At 57.7% G+C, this 16,296-nt stretch carries 15 protein-coding genes; 7 read left to right on the top strand and 8 right to left on the bottom strand.

All coding sequences use genetic code 11. The features are described 5' to 3' along the window. Positions 1-715: 715 nt before the first annotated feature. Complete coding sequence (locus tag CEPID_RS06345) at positions 716-2,500, bottom strand: DIP1281 family NlpC/P60 protein (RefSeq protein WP_047240247.1); 1,785 nt, start codon at positions 2,498-2,500, stop codon at positions 716-718. Between the two features lie 594 nt (positions 2,501-3,094). Continuing rightward, a complete protein-coding gene (locus tag CEPID_RS06350) occupies positions 3,095-3,619 on the bottom strand; it encodes an Rv1476 family membrane protein (RefSeq protein ID WP_052843413.1) in 525 nt (174 codons plus the stop codon). 386 nt (positions 3,620-4,005) lie between these two features. On the opposite strand from CEPID_RS06350, the gene acnA reads away from it, so the two are divergent. The 3 genes from acnA (at position 4,006) to CEPID_RS06365 (ending at position 8,335) form a co-directional block, all read left to right on the top strand. Continuing rightward, positions 4,006-6,813: an aconitate hydratase AcnA gene (gene acnA, locus CEPID_RS06355; RefSeq protein WP_047240248.1), complete on the top strand. Its 2,808-nt coding sequence runs from the start codon at positions 4,006-4,008 to the stop codon at positions 6,811-6,813. Positions 6,814-6,950: 137 nt separating this feature from the next. After that, positions 6,951-7,523, top strand: coding sequence for a TetR/AcrR family transcriptional regulator (locus CEPID_RS06360; RefSeq protein WP_047240249.1), 573 nt, complete (start codon positions 6,951-6,953; stop codon positions 7,521-7,523). A gap of 68 nt (positions 7,524-7,591) precedes the next feature. After that, entirely contained in the window at positions 7,592-8,335 is a 744-nt protein-coding gene (locus tag CEPID_RS06365; protein ID WP_047240250.1) for a glutamine amidotransferase, read from the top strand. Here CEPID_RS06365 and CEPID_RS06370 read toward each other — a convergent pair. After that, entirely contained in the window at positions 8,315-8,551 is a 237-nt protein-coding gene (locus tag CEPID_RS06370; protein WP_047240251.1) for a PLDc N-terminal domain-containing protein, read from the bottom strand. The genes CEPID_RS06365 and CEPID_RS06370 overlap by 21 nt on opposite strands. 91 nt (positions 8,552-8,642) lie before the next feature. Between CEPID_RS06370 and CEPID_RS06375 the strand changes: the two genes are divergently transcribed. Then, positions 8,643-8,912 (top strand): ACT domain-containing protein, encoded by a 270-nt coding sequence (locus CEPID_RS06375; RefSeq protein ID WP_047240252.1) that lies wholly within the window; start codon positions 8,643-8,645, stop codon positions 8,910-8,912. Positions 8,913-8,924: 12 nt separating this feature from the next. Continuing rightward, positions 8,925-10,292, top strand: coding sequence for a PFL family protein (locus CEPID_RS06380; RefSeq protein ID WP_047240253.1), 1,368 nt, complete (start codon positions 8,925-8,927; stop codon positions 10,290-10,292). Between the two features lie 15 nt (positions 10,293-10,307). Here the strand turns inward: CEPID_RS06380 and CEPID_RS06385 are convergent, their stop codons facing one another. The 4 genes from CEPID_RS06385 to CEPID_RS06400 form a co-directional block, all read right to left on the bottom strand. Next, positions 10,308-10,937, bottom strand: coding sequence for an NAD(P)H-binding protein (locus CEPID_RS06385; RefSeq protein ID WP_047240254.1), 630 nt, complete (start codon positions 10,935-10,937; stop codon positions 10,308-10,310). A gap of 25 nt (positions 10,938-10,962) precedes the next feature. Beyond that, positions 10,963-11,559 carry a GNAT family N-acetyltransferase gene (locus CEPID_RS06390; protein ID WP_047240255.1) on the bottom strand — a complete coding sequence of 199 codons (597 nt, stop codon included), beginning with the start codon at positions 11,557-11,559 and terminating at the stop codon, positions 10,963-10,965. Between the two features lie 81 nt (positions 11,560-11,640). Further along, positions 11,641-12,012, bottom strand: a complete 372-nt coding sequence (locus tag CEPID_RS06395; protein ID WP_047240256.1) for a hypothetical protein — start codon at positions 12,010-12,012, stop codon at positions 11,641-11,643. Between the two features lie 539 nt (positions 12,013-12,551). Then, on the bottom strand, positions 12,552-14,180 hold the full coding sequence (locus tag CEPID_RS06400) for an ABC-F family ATP-binding cassette domain-containing protein (RefSeq protein ID WP_047240257.1): 1,629 nt from the start codon (positions 14,178-14,180) through the stop codon (positions 12,552-12,554). A 156-nt stretch (positions 14,181-14,336) separates the two neighbouring features. Between CEPID_RS06400 and CEPID_RS06405 the strand changes: the two genes are divergently transcribed. Next, positions 14,337-15,389 carry a lycopene cyclase family protein gene (locus CEPID_RS06405; RefSeq protein ID WP_047240258.1) on the top strand — a complete coding sequence of 351 codons (1,053 nt, stop codon included), beginning with the start codon at positions 14,337-14,339 and terminating at the stop codon, positions 15,387-15,389. A gap of 9 nt (positions 15,390-15,398) precedes the next feature. Next, positions 15,399-15,836, top strand: a complete 438-nt coding sequence (locus CEPID_RS06410; RefSeq protein ID WP_047240259.1) for a hypothetical protein — start codon at positions 15,399-15,401, stop codon at positions 15,834-15,836. Positions 15,837-15,882: 46 nt separating this feature from the next. Here the strand turns inward: CEPID_RS06410 and CEPID_RS06415 are convergent, their stop codons facing one another. Further along, positions 15,883-16,281 (bottom strand): metal-sulfur cluster assembly factor, encoded by a 399-nt coding sequence (locus tag CEPID_RS06415; protein WP_047240260.1) that lies wholly within the window; start codon positions 16,279-16,281, stop codon positions 15,883-15,885. Positions 16,282-16,296 lie beyond the last annotated feature (15 nt).

Genomic DNA, 16,296 nt, shown 5'->3' on the forward strand with positions numbered 1-16,296 from the left:
GTGAGTTGCCTTGACAGTTGGGAGTCGACGTAGGCAGCAAACTGGGTGACTGTCGTGGCCGCTTAATCATGTGGCTATGCTCCCCCGTGGCTTTTCGATGACGCTTTCCCGACGGGGTATGAATATCGACCTTGCAGTTCAGCAAAACGCGAAAAGAGACTAAGCCCTCTACAAAGCTCAGCCCTGGCGGTGCTTGCCCAAAGGTTATCGACGCAACCAGGTCTGTCCGCTTCAGACATTTTCCGGATGCCGTGCTTAACGAGCGCTACCCCGGAAGTAAGACTTAGTAGACATGCAGCCCCACGCGACAGTCAAATATCGCACCGCAACAACCCGTGGCCACCAGGAGCGATCCGAGCGGGTTACGTAAAGAAGAGTGTGTCTCTCATTCGTGATGTCCGCACGGTAGTGGTCCTAAGGATTTCTGAGAGCTATAGACCGGAGGTGGTCGTCCCTTCGGAGTAGTCGGACTAACGCCGTGGGATTTTATTCATCGAAAAATGCTGCTCTACGTCGTCAGACTACGCCGAAACGACGACATAGCACATCTGCATCGGGGCCGCACGCCGGCGGCACGCCGACCGGTGGCGCTTTCCTTCACCTAACCCACTTGACCCTTCCCAGAACTAAAATTGCCCCTGCAATGTGCAAGGGCAATTCCTTCAATGCTCAGTTATCCAGGAAGAATCCAAAGGAAACAGAGTCCCAGGAGATTCTAAATGAGGCGAACCGCATAAGGACTCATGCCCGCCCAGCGCACCGGGCTGATTTGCACCGTGGAGCCGGATTGCGGAGCTTCGATCATTTGGCCATTTCCCAAATAAATCGCGACGTGATGCTCGGCGTTTGGTCCCCAGAAAATGAGATCGCCTCGCTGCATATTGCTTGGGTCGATCTTTTGACCTTGGTTGTACTGGTAGCCGGTGTAGTGTGGCAGCGAAATACCGGCGGCAGCAAAGGCGTACAGCGTCAGTCCCGAGCAGTCGAAACCGATCTTGTTGTAGTCGCCGTAGCTATCGGCCACGCCGCCATCCCGGATGCCGCGAGTAGGGCCACTAGCATTACCGCCACCCCAGGCATAGGGCATGCCAATCTGGGATTGCGCGCGTGCGATGACGGCTTCAATCATCTCGGCGCGATCGCCAGTGACCTTGGCGGTAGACGCCTGAGCAGTAGCAGCTCCGGACTTAGCGGCTGCAGCCACTGCAGTCGCAGCAGCCTGCTCATCTTGTAGCACCAAATAGTCTTCTGCAGCGAAGATTCCGTTGCTCACTGTGTCAGCTACTTCAGAAGCACCATTAGCAGCACTTTCGGCAGTGCCTGCTGCGGCAGCACCATTAGCAGCTGCCCCGGCCGCAGTAGCTGCGCCGAGGGCGGTTGCGGCAGCTGCCGCTGCTTGAGCAGCTTCTTTGCGAGCTTGTTCCCGAGCTGAGGCTTCTTGCGCCTGCTTTGCTGCTTCAGCAGCAGCCTCGGCTGCGGCAGCGCGTGCTTGTTCTGCCTGGCGTTGCTTCTCGGCGCGTTCGGCAGCGGCGGCTGCTTCGGCTTGACGCTTTGCTTCTGCCTCTGCTTCTGCGCGAGCTCGGGCTTCCGCCTCGGCCTTGGCCTTCGCAGCGGCTGCTTCGGCGGCGCGCCGCTCGGCCTCTTTTCGCTCCTGCTCCGCTTTGAGGAAGTCCTGGTATTCCTTGCGTTCTTGTTGCAAGCGCGAGGACGTGTTCTTTGCGGCGTCGAGTTTCACCTGGGCTGCGACTTGCTTGGTTTTCAGTTCAGCATGCTTCGCTGACTGCTCTTGCAGGGCAGCGGCATTGCTACGGACAGCTTGTTGCGCAGCTCCCTCCGCAGTTTTTGCGTCCTGTTCGCGTGCTTCCGCAACGATACGAGCTTCCCGCAACGTGGATTCCTTGTTGGCGGATTCCGCGCGCAGCCGATCAATCTCCTCGATGGTGGCACGTTGCTTCTGGGCATTAAGCCGCAGGTAGCTTTGCCGAGCTAGCGCATCCGCGGTGTTTGCGGTGCCCGCAGCGCCTGCCACCGCGTTGTTTGCTGCACCCTGGCGGTATGCTGTCCGAGAAATCTCGTTCAGTTTTTGCTGAGCGTCGTCAATTTCGCGTTGGTTTGTGTCGAGCTCGGACTTTGCCTTGTCAACCTCAGAACGAGCATTGTCTGCCTCGGCCTGCGCTGCCTGCAAATCGACGATCGCCTTGTTAACGGCTTCACGCAACCCACCCATCAGGGATTCCAGCTGAGCAAGCTCGGATTGCGCCTGGGTTAGTTCAAGCGCCAACTTGGAGACGCTTTCGGAGCTCGTCAGCACATCTTGCTGTGCGGCGTTCAATTCGCCATCAGTGGGGTTGTTTGGAGCTTGCGGTGCACCTGCCGGTTGGGCGTGAGCTGCCGGAAGCGCGACGCTCGACAGGGTAGAAAAAGAGGCGACAGCGGTTGCTGCCGCGATGATGCTGCGGGTGCGCTGTCGACGCTCGGTCGACGTGTGTTGCGTTGCCACGTAAAGACTCCATTCCACCGCCAAGCATCGCCAGTCGATCCCTCGGGAATGAAGAATCGGCACGTGATGCTAGGGCGACCGAAATTAACATTCGATGCTGTCGTGTTTCCTCACGGTGAAAACTGAAAGCCGCTGGCACCTGGGCCGATTCTGAAAGTCAAGTGTGTGCACCTGACCAAACCTCAAAGGCCATGGTCGAATAACACCCGGACAATCAAACATGCTTCCCCACATGATCGACATGGTCAAGGTTGCTGGTGTGACTTCAGTTATCTCGTGAGCTGACAATTGAACATTAGGCCACACCACTCCCCTTCGGTAACTCTTTTCGCAGTAATCACATGCGTAGCATTCCATTACTTCCGGCGGAAACTAGCTGTGGCCTGCAGGTTATCAAAATGAAACACATTTGGTGATCTTCGTCACACTTTGACATTAGTCGGCGTGTCTTGACCCATTTTGAGAAACGGACTACCCCGCAAAGTCTCAACCCTAAAGTCAAGGTTTAACTCCTGACTTTAGGGTTGGGAGACGTATCGACTTCAGGTCGAATACTTCGATCTATGGGCGGTAGCGAACCAGTGCAAGCGCTACCTACCTGGACGGGCGCAAATGACGGCCGCCTGTTTGGGTCGCCTCCGGGCGCCCCTGCATAAACGAAAAGATCACAGCCGCTATAGCCAACAGAACTATCGCCGCGATGATGAGATTGATGCCCGCCCAGGAATAGGACGTCTCATTGACCATGTCGATCATGGTGCGGGCGCCACGTGAAAAGCTTGGATCGTCAAGGAAGTGCCATTGCGCTGATTCCAATACGGCCCTGGAATGGTTCCGACTCACCACGGAGCCCGTGGCTGGAGTGCGAACAATGATGGCTGAATAGTCCGTAGTGTTAAGCAACTCCTGCGCGATGTCTCGCACATCCGTCGGCATCTTCGGAGTCTCGTCTAAGATCACAATCCCCGTTTTCCCAAATCCTGAATCCGCAGCGTGCCGACTGACGTCGATTAGCTCGGCTTCCATTTGGGGGTATTGGCGACCAAGATCATTGATCGCCACATTATCGACGGCAAGTTCCGCCCGAAGCGTGTCGACGTCAACATCTGCAGGGATCATGAGCTCGATTTCCGATCGTCAGTGGGGGATCTATTCGTCGAGTCAATATAGTCCGCGTACCCGTCTGGTTGGCTGTGCCTCGCCGCGATGGGTGCGGTTTCCTTAGCCGTCGAAACCTTCGAAACTCACGTAGACTTTGAGGCAGTGCCAGCCCTGGTCGGGTGTGGCGGCATGGCCCCAAAATGGGTCCCTCTGCGTGTCACACTTCCCAACAGAACGACCGTACTGTTAAGCTGGACGCAGACTACGACGGTGCTTGTCGACGACAATGGCAGCCCACCCCCAGCCCGGGGACATTGGACGGCCTGAATCTTCGACCGCAAGACCACAGGTACCGCTCGTCAGCCACAGAAACTTACCCACATATATAGGAAGCGGAGCACACTGTGACGACAAGCAAGAACTCCTTTGGTGCCAAGCAGACTTTGACTGTTGGCGATAAGTCCTACGACTACTTCGCACTCAACGCAGTCGAAGGCATGGACAAGCTGCCATACTCGCTCAAGGTCCTCGGTGAAAACCTGTTGCGTACCGAAGACGGCGCCAACATTACTGAAGAACACATCAAGGCAATCGCGAACTGGGATGCATCGGCCGAGCCAAGCATCGAGATCCAGTTCACCCCTGCACGTGTCCTCATGCAGGACTTCACCGGCGTTCCTTGTGTAGTCGACCTGGCTACCATGCGCGAGGCTGTGAAGACCTTGGGTGGCGACCCAGACAAGGTTAACCCGCTCAACCCTGCCGAGATGGTTATTGACCACTCCGTCATCGTCGAGGCATTTGCCTCCCGTGAGGCACTGAAGACCAACGTTGCTATCGAATACGAGCGCAACGAAGAGCGTTACCAGTTCCTGCGTTGGGGCTCTAAGGCCTTCTCGAACTTCCGCGTTGTTCCTCCAGGAACCGGCATCGTCCACCAGGTCAACATTGAGAACCTGGCTCGCGTCGTATTCGATAACGAGGGTCTGGCATACCCAGACACTTGTATCGGTACTGACTCCCACACCACCATGGAAAACGGCCTCGGCATCCTCGGCTGGGGCGTTGGCGGCATCGAAGCTGAGGCTGCAATGCTTGGCCAGCCAGTATCCATGCTGATCCCTCGCGTCGTCGGCTTCAAGCTGACCGGCGAGATCCCTGTAGGCGTTACCGCTACCGACGTCGTCTTGACCATCACCCAGATGCTGCGTGAGCACGGCGTAGTGCAGAAGTTCGTCGAGTTCTATGGCTCCGGCGTGAAGGCTGTGCCACTGGCTAACCGCGCAACCATCGGCAACATGTCCCCAGAATTCGGCTCCACCTGTGCCATGTTCCCAATCGACGAAGAGACCACCAAGTACATGCGTCTCACCGGTCGCTCCGAGGAGCAGGTCGCTCTCGTCGAGGCTTACGCAAAGGCTCAGGGCATGTGGCTCGATGCGGACACCCCGGAAGCTGAGTACTCTGAGTACCTCGAGCTGGACCTGTCCACCGTCGTACCATCCATCGCTGGTCCGAAGCGTCCGCAGGACCGTATCCTGCTCTCCGAGGCAAAGGATCAGTTCCGTAAGGACCTGCCAACCTACACCACCGACGAGGTGTGCTTCGACGAGTCCGAGCCAGCAAAGCGCATGGAAGCTGAAGGCGACGTTAACAGCGGAACTAACCAGGTCACCGACCTCAACGTCTCCCAGGCCGGCAACGGTGAATCTGCTGCTCTCGGTCGTCTTGGTCGCCCATCCAACCCAATTACCGTGACTTCCCCGAAGGGTGGCGAATACACCCTCGACCACGGCATGGTTGCAATCGCTTCCATCACCTCTTGCACCAACACCTCTAACCCATCCGTGATGATCGGCGCTGGCCTGATCGCACGTAAGGCAGCAGAAAAGGGCCTGAAGTCCAAGCCTTGGGTCAAGACCATCTGTGCTCCAGGTTCCCAGGTTGTCGACGGCTACTACAAGCGCGCTGATCTCTGGAAGGACCTCGAGGCTCTCGGCTTCTACCTCTCCGGCTTTGGCTGCACCACCTGTATCGGTAACTCTGGCCCACTGCCAGACGAGGTTTCCAAGGCCATCAACGAAAATGACCTGGCAGCCACCGCAGTTCTCTCCGGTAACCGTAACTTCGAAGGCCGCATCTCCCCTGACGTAAAGATGAACTACTTGGCTTCGCCAATCATGGTCATCGCTTACGCTATCGCCGGCACCATGGACTTCGACTTCGAGACCCAGCCACTGGGTCAGGACCAGGACGGCAACGACGTCTTCCTGAAGGACATCTGGCCATCCACCGAGGAAATCGAAGCCACCATCGAGCAGGCTATCTCCCGCGAGCTCTACGAAGCTGACTACGCAGACGTCTTCAAGGGCGACGAGCAGTGGCAGAACCTCCCAACCCCAGAGGGCAAGACCTTCGAGTGGGATGAGAAGTCCACCTACATCCGCAAGGCTCCTTACTTCGACGGCATGGAGCTCGAGCCAGCCCCCGTCACCGACATCAAGGGCGCCCGCGTTCTGGCCAAGCTGGGCGACTCGGTCACCACCGACCACATCTCCCCTGCGTCCTCCATCAAGCCAGGCACCCCAGCGGCTCAGTACCTGGACGAAAACGGTGTTGAGCGCAAGGACTACAACTCCCTCGGTTCCCGTCGTGGTAACCACGAGGTCATGATGCGTGGCACCTTCGCCAACATCCGCCTCCAGAATCAGCTGGTAGACATCGCCGGTGGCTACACCCGTGACTTCACCAAGGGCGGCGAGCAGGCCTTCATCTTCGATGCTTGCCAGAACTACAAGGCAGCCGGTATCCCACTGGTTGTTCTTGCTGGTAAGGAATACGGCACCGGTTCTTCCCGTGACTGGGCCGCAAAGGGCACCAACCTGCTCGGCGTCAAGGCTGTTATCACCGAGTCCTTCGAGCGTATCCACCGCTCGAATCTCATCGGCATGGGCGTTATCCCACTTCAGTTCCCAGCCGGCGAGTCCCACGAGTCTCTGGGGCTGGACGGGACCGAGACCTTCGATATCGAAGGCATCGAGGAACTGAACAACGGTGTTACCCCTAAGACGGTTCACGTCACCGCTACCAAGGAGTCCGGCGACAAGGTTGAATTCGACGCCGTTGTCCGCATCGACACCCCGGGTGAAGCTGACTACTACCGCAACGGTGGCATCCTGCAGTACGTGCTGCGCAACATGATCAAGGCTTAAGTACCACTGCTGTTGGCCTAGGCCAGCAGTCTAAACCTTGACACTCCCAGCGGGGGCTGTGCGAGCTGACCTCTACGAGAGTCAGCTGTACGCCCCCGCTGTAGTTTTCGCTACCTCGCCATCAAGGAAGGTTTTCCATGCCAAAAGTCAGCTCCGCGGACCTCGCAGAACGGCGCGCCGACATCCTCGAAGGAGCCCGCAAAGCTTTCGCCGAACATGGTTACGAAGGCGCAACCGTGCGAAAATTGGAAACTGCCACCGGTAAATCGCGAGGCGCAATCTTTCACCACTTTGGCGACAAAGAAAACCTCTTCCTTGCACTAGCCCGCGAGGATGCAGCCCGCATGGCCGAAACGGTATCCACCGAGGGCCTTGTCGAAGTAATGCGCCAAATGCTGCGAACTCCACAGCGCTATGACTGGCTGGCAACCAGGCTGGAAATCGCTCGCTTACTGCGCACCGATGAGAACTTCCGTGCCCGCTGGCATAAGGAACAAGCGGTCCTCGACAAGGCTGTGCGGGATCGGCTCGAAGCAAATGCCCAAGCAGGGCGCATGCGTACCGACGTGGACGTCGATACGCTGCACGCTTACCTCGAAATTGTCTTGGATGGTTTCATCTCGCGACTGGCATCGGGGGCAGCCACCGATAATCTCGATCGGGTTTTGGATGTGGTTGAGTCCACTGTGCGCAACCATTCGACTACCTAACATGCGGACAACCAGGCGGTTTTGCAAGTTCACCCCACGCACTACAGAAACATACTAGACTAAGCGGTATGCAAAAATTTCTGCTTGTCTCAGCTCGGCCGGGAGCCGCTCAACAAGCTGCGGAGTATCGCGACTTTCTAGTTAACACGGGACTGAACCGCGCGCAGCTTGACCACGTCTGTCTGGACAGCGAGACCAGCATGATGCCTGAGTTAGACAACTACGCCGGAATTTTGCTTGGCGGTAGCCCTTTTAACGTCACCACCGAAAATCCCAGTGATGTTCAACTCCATGTCGAATCCGAGCTGTTGAAGGCCGCGAAGTCTGCTACCCCAGCGCTGTTTGTTTGTTTCGGCAATAGTCTGCTCGGTAAGCACTGCGGTGGGCGCGTCGAAAAGAAGTTCGCCGAGGAAGCAGGGATTACTTGGGTGGAACTGACATCCGCTGCGCGTCAGGATCCCCTGCTCCGTGGGCTACCTCTGCGCTTTAGTTCGTTGACCGGCCACACGGAATCAGTTGTTGAGCTCCCCACGGGAGCGACCTTGCTGGCGACCGGCCCCAGCTGCCCGGTGCAGATGTTTCGGCTCAGCGACGACGTTTGGTCCTGCCAGTTCCATGCCGACATGGATATCGAAGCCATGCTCATCCGCATGGAATTCTACCGGGACAATGGCTATTTTGACCCGGAGGAGTTCGAAGCCGTGGCCGCTGCAGTCCGGTTGGTGGAGACCCGCTTCGCCAACCAGATCCTGCAGAACTTCGTCACATATTGTCGGCAGCGCAGCAGCAAGCTACTTCTTGCGTCCGCATAAGAAATAGGCTGCTGGGCCGATGACATTGATGAAGCTCAGCAAGTACCACATCCACTTTGGTCCCCGAGTTTTCTCCGCCGGGCGATGGTAAATGAAGTGCCAGGTCGTGAGCTTTTCAATTACTTCGGCAGCAGCCAAACCGACGACGCATGCCTGTGCAGCCGGGTCCAGATCCGACCACTTCATTCCCTTAGTCTTGTGAATTTCACTCTTCATAATTGCCCAGCTTAGTCCGCTTCTTGTGGGTGGGCCCCAGGCGGGGCTATGCCACTGTTGCCTGCGCATATCTTGCGATAGTGTGTATAGAATGTACGCGATCATTTCAGTTGCAGGCCCTGATCATTCCGGCATTATCGCCGCGGTTGCCACCGAATTGGCAAGCATGGATGTCAACATCCACAACGTCTCGCAGACCATCATGGACGGCTTCTTCACCATGATTCTCCACGTGGCCTGGGATGAGTCCCAGCATTCCTTGGTGCAAATCCAAGAAGGTCTGGCGCGAGTCGGTGAGGAACAAAAGCTCTCAATCCGGGTGCAATCTGAAGCTTTGTTTACCGCAATGAACGAGATCTAGGCGGTCTCCCCCATGAACTTTGAATCACGAAGCGCGGCCATCTGGGACACCATCGAGATGATCGAGCAATACCGCCTCGACATCCGCACCGTCACCATGGGAATTTCCTTGCTCGACTGCATCCGAGGCACCATGGCCGAAACCTGCGACGCAGTCTACGATCGCCTGACCGCCCAAGCTGCACGCCTAGTCGAGGTCTGCGAAGGAATCGAAGCTGAGCTCGGCATCCCGATTGTCAACAAGCGCATCTCAGTCACCCCGATCGCGCTTCTTGCAGCTTCGGTCGAAGGCAACCCCGTCGAAATTGCCCGCGCTCTGGACCGTGCCGCCAAGGAGGTTGGCGTAAACTTCGTCGGCGGCTACTCCGCTTTGGTGGAAAAGGGTGCCACCTCTGGTGATAAGCGCCTCATCGCCTCGATCCCCGAAGCGCTATCTGACACCGACATCGTGTGCTCCTCCGTCAATATCGGCACCTCGCGCGCGGGTATCAACATGACCGCAGTTGCCGAAATGGGCCGAGTGATCAAGGAAGCCGCCGCGCTCACCGCTGATCGCAGCGCTATCGCCTGCGCCAAGCTCGTGGTGTTTGCCAATTCTGTCGGTGACAACCCATTCATGGCTGGCGCCTTCCACGGCATCGAGGAGCCAGACTGCGTGGTCTCGGTTGGCGTCTCCGGCCCGGGCGTGGTTGCCCGCGCCCTCGAGCGCATGCCTGCCGACGCCACCTTGAACGAAATAGCCGAGGAAATCAAGAAGGCCGCCTTCAAGATCACGCGTGCGGGCCAGCTGGTGGGCAACTTGGCGTCGGAACGCCTCGGCGTGCCATTCGGCATCGTAGATCTCTCGCTTGCCCCCACCGCCGAGATCGGCGACTCGGTGGCCAACATCCTCGAGGCCATGGGCCTAGACCAGGTAGGCACCCACGGCACGACCGCAGCACTCGCGCTACTCAACGACGCCGTGAAGAAGGGGGGCATGATGGCATGCTCCCGCGTCGGTGGGCTCTCCGGTTCCTTTATCCCGGTGTCAGAAGACAAGGGCATGATCGACGCGGTGCGCACTGGCTCGATATCGATCGACAAGCTCGAAGCCATGACCGCCATCTGCTCGGTAGGCCTCGACATGGTTGCCATCCCAGGTGATACTTCCGCTGAGCTCATCGCCGGCATGATCGCCGACGAAGCCGCCATCGGCATCATGAACCATAAGACCACCGCCGTGCGAGTCATCCCAGTTCCGGGCACCAAGCCTGGCGACGAGGTGAACTTCGGCGGCCTGCTCGGATATGCACCAGTGATTCCGGTGAACATGGTCGGCAACGCGCAGTTCGTCCAGCGTGGTGGCTTCATCCCAGCACCGGTGCATGGGTTTAGGAACTAGCACTCTTGGGCAGCGCTACGCGTCGGTGAAGGCGATTCGACCAGACTCTTTGCCCTCGTTAACTGCCTGCACAATCATCTGTGCAACTGCGCTGCGCGAGGTCTTCAGATCTCCCGCAGCGTTTTCTTGTTCGTGCACCGTGATGCTTGCGGTCGGATCGTCAGTAAGAGTTGCTGGAGCCAAAATCACGTGCTTGATGGTGCTGTGGGCAAGGCGCACATCGACTGTTTCTTTGGCATCGGCATACGGGTAGAACCCGTGGTGTTCCGGAACCGAGTGCCCCACCGATCCGAAATAGGACACCATGACCAGGTGAGGCGCGGAGTCTCCTAGTTGCTCTAGGGCATCAATCATGCGCATCGCGCCATCACGGTCAATCGCGTACGTGTCTGCGGAGGTGCCCTTTCCGCCTGCGCCAGCTGACCACACAACTGAGTCAAAGCCACCCAACACGTCCTGCCACCTCTCGACACTTAACGTGGTGAGGTCCTGAACCAGGGGCTGTGCGCCGGTGGCTATAACGTCGGATTCATGGTCAGGGTTTCGTATCATCGAAGTGACGTCAAAACCCGCATCTTTCAGCAACAGGGCAGCTAACAGAGCCACCTTTCCATGACCGCCAATAATCAATACTTTTCTAGTCATGACAGCCACCCTACCGATAGCTTTTTCACTGGGACGAGGAGGCGAGCCGATGATGTAGAAGTGCCTTCACCGCGGGCCACTCGGAACTAAGCATTGAATACACTACTGCGTCGTCAAGCGCACCATTCTTGTGCCGGGCGCTCGCGCGCAAGATGCCGTCTAGCTTGAAGCCAATCTTTTCAATAGCGCGACGTGATTGCTGATTGCTCCACTTCGTTCTAATGCCGACAGCCGCGCACCCGAGCTCCTCAAAAGCGTACTTCAACATGAGGAGCTTCATGGCAGGATTAATTCCACAGCCTTGTGCTGATTGTGCAAGCCACGTATAGCCAATTTCCAGGTGCGGAACCTCTTGCTGCAAGGCATAATAGGTGGTCACTCCGACAATTTGCTGAGTGAATGCCGAACGGACGGCGAAGGGAATCATGTCCCCGGCGTCGCGGCGCGCGAGCTTTCCTTCAATGTCCGCGCGCATGTTTTGCGGGCTGGGTGTTGATGTCCAGAAATGACGATAAATCTCGCCCTCGCGGACCGCTTCTTCCAGTTCGCGACTATGCGCAACGGCGAGTGGCTCGAGAACGACGTGATCATTGGCCAGGGTGAGGGTCGGTGAAATCCACATATCTCCAGGTTTACCAAGAATCGTGACGTGCTACAGGCGAAACACCACTTTCCGGACCAGTAACACCAAAACCAAGGTCTCTCAGCGCTTTGGCAGCTGCGCTCGGATTGTCCCGCACTGCAGATCGAAGTTGAATATCGAACAACTTTTCCCGCGATGCTCGGAGATTTTCCCCCACCCCTTCTTCGTAGCTGCGTTGTTCATGAGTGCCGGGCTAAGTAGGCCACCAATTTCCGTGAAATAAACATGTGCAGCCGGAGCCTTACGCTGAAGACGCTCGTACTCGAATCTAATCGCAGGCTGGGTATGAACACGAACTTCGAACGAGCTGTCCTTGACCGTCAAATGATTGCTTTCTCCGTCGGAGGTCAACTTGTATTCGATGAACACGCTGCAAAAGGTCACTGCGTGTAACAGCGTCGGCATCCTCAAGGGCAATTGGACCTGGACCATAGTGCAGTGGCACCTTAAACCACATCGGATATGCACCGTTGTCCGTGTTCTCAGTGACTTCAGTTAAAACCTGGTCAGAAGTAACAGGCATTGCGGACAAGATGATGTCCAGGACTAATTGGTGAAAGTCCTGGACACTAGTTTCATTAAATTGGCGAGGACTCGGAAATTCAATCATCGTTCGAAAGCAGCACTTCTACGAGACGCACTTCATCGTAGAGATCTCTTTTTCGATCGAAAGACAACGCATCAGGTTAAGATCTCTCAGGTCACGACGTGAGATCGGCGCCCCTTCGATCGCAGAACAGGCATCCATGAGCCGCTTAGTCAGTTCTTGTTCGTGAACAACCAATTCAGCAGTATTTGTTTTCTTGATTTGGATCTTGACGACTCCTCTGAAACTTTACCCCTCATAATAAACCGCCCGAGCGACACTTTTGGAAAGATTTGTAGGAACCGTATAGAGGTGCGTAATTAGCTCACCCAAAAAGTCAAAAAATAGCGAAAAGCAACCATTCAAAACCGGTAATTTGTCACTTCTAAGCGAGCTCCACGATCTCCATATATTCGTCATTCCACAGGTCTTCGGTGCCGTCCGGCAGTACGATGACGCGCTCCGGCTCCAAAGCGCGAACGGCGCCCGGGTCGTGGGTGACCAGGACGACGGCACCTGTATAGGTGCGTAGGGCGTCGAGGACCTGTTCGCGGGAAATCGGATCGAGGTTGTTTGTCGGCTCGTCGAGCAGCAGCACGTTGGCGCGGGAAGATACGAGGGAGGCCAACGCCAGGCGGGTCTTCTCACCACCGGACAAGGTGCCTGCTGGCTGGTCGAGTTGCTCCCCGGAGAACATGAACGCGCCGAGCAGGGAACGTAGGTCCTGCTCCCCTGCTTCTGGGCAAGCGTCGATGGTGTTCTGCCAAACGGACTTCGCAGGGTCAATAGTGTCGTGCTCCTGCGCAAAGTAGCCGATTTTCAGGCCGTGACCGGTCACAATGCCGCCTTCGCCGTCGGTACGCTCGACGCCAGCGAGCAACTTCAGCAGCGTGGTCTTGCCAGCACCGTTGAAGCCCAAAACCACCACGCGGGAGCCCTTATCAATCGCCAAGTCTACGCCCGCGAAAACCTCCAGTGAGCCATACATCTTTGTCAAACCCGTCGCATTCAGTGGAGTCTTGCCACACGGCGCGGGTTCTGGGAACTGGATGTGCGCGACGCGGTCTGCCTGGCGAATCTCGTCGGTAGCAGCCACCATCTTTTCCGCGCGCGCCAGCATCTGCTTGGCAGCGGCAGCCTTGGTGGCCTTCGCGCCGAGCTTTGCGGCCTGTTGCTTCAGTGCCGATGCTTTCTTCTCGGCGTTGGCTCGCTCGCGACGGCGACGCTGCTCGTCCGTGGCCCGCGCATCCAGGTACTTCTTCCAACCCATGTTGTACACATCAGCCTCGCCTCGCACCGCGTCGAGGAACCAGATTTTGTTGCAGACGGCGTCGAGAAGCTCCACGTCGTGCGAGATCATGATGAGCCCGCCCTCATGCTTGGACAAGAAGTCGCGCAGCCACGTAATTGAGTCGGCGTCGAGGTGGTTGGTGGGTTCGTCGAGAAGGAGGGTGGTCTGCGAACGACCCGAACCGGCGGTCGCGGCGAACAGGATCTGAGCGAGCTCGACGCGACGGCGCTGGCCACCCGACAGCGTCCCCAATTGCTGGTCGAGGATGCGGGCGGGCAGTCCCAGCGCGTCGCAAATGCGGGCGGCTTCGGAGTCGGCCTCGTACCCACCGAGGGCGTAGTATTGCTCCTCCAGCCGGGAGTATTTGTTCACAGCTTTGTTGCGCTCGGCATCCGTGCCCGTTTCGATGAGCTCCTGCTGACGCTCCATTGACGCCTTGATGCGATCCAGACCGCGTGCTGATAGCACTCGGTCGCGCGCGGTTTGGTCAATGTTGCCCTCGCGGGAATCCTGCGGCAGATATCCGATGTCACCGGAACGCACCACCTTGCCCGCGTAAGGCTCGCTCTCACCTGCCAAAATACGCATGGTTGTGGTCTTGCCGGCACCATTGCGGCCGACCAAACCGATGCGGTCGCCGGGCTGCACCCGCAGGTGCTGACCAGGGGCGTTGAGCAGGGTGCGCGCGCCGACGCGCACTTCCAAATCTTCCGAGACAATCACAGCTGGACAGTCTACAGTGTGCTACCCATCGCGTTGTCGCTGGCTCGACTGCGGGACTGGAAGTGGGCGTCGATAAGCGCTTAGGCTACGGTCTGGTCACGGCAGACAGCCACTACACTGACTGGGTAGAAACCGGACCTGGAGGGAGCGCGCACGTTGGCTACGACTTATGACTTGATCATCGTGGGACTCGGCCCCGCAGGGGCGGCACTAGGGCACCGAGCCCAGGCCCGTGGGCTCAAGGTCTTAGGCATCGACCCCCAAACCCGCTGGGTCAACACCTTTGGGCTGTTTCGAGACGAACTCCCCGATTGGCTCTCCGACATCCCGGTGAGTTCTCGCAGCTTTCCGACGGCCCGAGCGCTCCGCACCCACCAACTGGCCAGGGAATACGTGATCCTCGACAATGATGCCCTACGCCGACGCCTACTCACTTTCGAAGTAATCCAAGGTCACGCGGAAATTCAGAACTCTACCCGCGTGCAGGTCGGGCCGAACTCATTTACCGCCGATGTTGTGGTCGATGCCCGCGGCGCACGGATGGAAGAGGGAATGGTGGCGCAGCAGGCTCTGGGCTGGTTCGTGACTGAGCCGATAGCACCGAACTGGCTTGATTTTGATCCCCGCACGGGACAATTTCGCTATAGCTTTCCGACGAAACACGGCACCCTCGTCGAACAAACATTGCTCGCCACCCGCGAGGTCGTGGACTGGGACTGCCTAGCAGCGCAGTTGGAGGCTGACCTGGATGAGAAGCCACGTGCCGTCGAGAAGGTCGTTATCCCCCTCAGCCCGCCCCAGCCAACGCTTAGTGCGTTGCCGTTCGGGGCGCGGGCAGGATTCATCAACCCCATAACTGGTTTCAGCCTTGCCACCTCATTTCGAATGGTGGACCCCACCTTGGACGCGCTATGGCCAAAACAGGGCGACCACCCAAACCAGTTGCCGTTTCGAACCTGGCAGTTCCGAGTCGACCGGGCGCTGTGCACGCTCATCCAATCGGTGCTGCTCGAGCTGTCCCCGGCTAGGCTGGCCGAGGTTCTCGATGTGATCCTGGGTGCATCGATCAAAACGCAGCGCGGTTTCCTTGGACTGGGAGATCCCATCGGAACCTTATGGGGCATGATGCGGGTGTTTGTTAGCGTGCCACTGGGAACCAAAGTTTCCATTCTGCGCGTACTTGCTGCACAAATCAGGCGAGCACGATAGGTTGATGGTATGTCTGCTGAAGTGAAGGAATGGGACCACTACGTCACCTACACCTTGCGGAGTGGTCAGCAAGGCCATATTGTGCTGCGCACCCCAGCACACCCGTCGCTTCGGTTATTGCGCGGAGAGTTAGCTAAGTATGGTCTTGATCCGGCAGACGTGAAAGACGCACAGTGGCAGCCAGTGCCTTCGGTCAGGCAATCCCAGGCCTTCCAGCGCATTGTGGATCCGGCCGTCGACCAGCAGATGCCACCCCTGCAGGCGATTCAGCCACAGGGGCAGCCCATGCCAATGAGACCTGCAGCACCGGCAGTACCGGTTATCACTCATCGAACGCCTCCGGCGCAGTCAAAGCCAACTGCTGGTCTGCCAGCTCGATTGTTCATTCTTATCTTTGCTGTCTCCGCGATGTTTGTGGCGATCGTGCTGCTGGCCTCGGTGACATAGCAAAACTCCTCCCACACAAGACGCGGGAGGAGTTCAGGTGAAGCTGTTACACGGAGAATCCCAGTGCGCGTAGCTGCTCGCGACCGTCCTCGGTGATCATATCTGGACCCCACGGTGGCATCCACACCCAGTTCAGAGTGAGCTTTTCGACAACACCGCTACCCACCACCGCAGCTTCAGCCTGTTCTTCAAGCACATCGGTGAGCGGGCAGGCGGGGGACGTCAACGTCATGTTGACGACCGCATGGTTGCCATCGACGATGTAGGTGTCGTAGACCAAACCAAGATCCACCACGTTGATCCCGAGTTCCGGGTCGATGACATCGTGGAGGTATTCCTCTACATCGCTGGCCTTGGCCAGGTCGGCCTCCGACTGCTCCGGCTTCTCAGGCACCGGTGGCTTCTCGTCGAAGGTTTCCTCGCTGCTTACGTTTTCTTCGGTCATGATTTCCTCTCGGGA

Origin of the sequence: Corynebacterium epidermidicanis (assembly GCF_001021025.1) — a bacterium.
Classification (GTDB): domain Bacteria; phylum Actinomycetota; class Actinomycetes; order Mycobacteriales; family Mycobacteriaceae; genus Corynebacterium; species Corynebacterium epidermidicanis.

Bases quoted from the DNA above. Each gene is read 5' to 3' on its own strand.
- CEPID_RS06350 (WP_052843413.1), bottom strand. From the start codon at position 3,619: ATGATCCCTGCAGATGTTGACGTCGACACGCTTCGGGCGGAACTTGCC.
- CEPID_RS06360 (WP_047240249.1), top strand. From the start codon at position 6,951: ATGCCAAAAGTCAGCTCCGCGGACCTCGCAGAACGGCGCGCCGACATC.
- CEPID_RS06365 (WP_047240250.1), top strand. From the start codon at position 7,592: ATGCAAAAATTTCTGCTTGTCTCAGCTCGGCCGGGAGCCGCTCAACAA.
- CEPID_RS06370 (WP_047240251.1), bottom strand. From the start codon at position 8,551: ATGAAGAGTGAAATTCACAAGACTAAGGGAATGAAGTGGTCGGATCTG.
- CEPID_RS06375 (WP_047240252.1), top strand. From the start codon at position 8,643: ATGTACGCGATCATTTCAGTTGCAGGCCCTGATCATTCCGGCATTATC.
- CEPID_RS06380 (WP_047240253.1), top strand. From the start codon at position 8,925: ATGAACTTTGAATCACGAAGCGCGGCCATCTGGGACACCATCGAGATG.
- CEPID_RS06385 (WP_047240254.1), bottom strand. From the start codon at position 10,937: ATGACTAGAAAAGTATTGATTATTGGCGGTCATGGAAAGGTGGCTCTG.
- CEPID_RS06390 (WP_047240255.1), bottom strand. From the start codon at position 11,559: ATGTGGATTTCACCGACCCTCACCCTGGCCAATGATCACGTCGTTCTC.
- CEPID_RS06395 (WP_047240256.1), bottom strand. From the start codon at position 12,012: ATGGTCCAGGTCCAATTGCCCTTGAGGATGCCGACGCTGTTACACGCA.
- CEPID_RS06410 (WP_047240259.1), top strand. From the start codon at position 15,399: ATGTCTGCTGAAGTGAAGGAATGGGACCACTACGTCACCTACACCTTG.
- CEPID_RS06415 (WP_047240260.1), bottom strand. From the start codon at position 16,281: ATGACCGAAGAAAACGTAAGCAGCGAGGAAACCTTCGACGAGAAGCCA.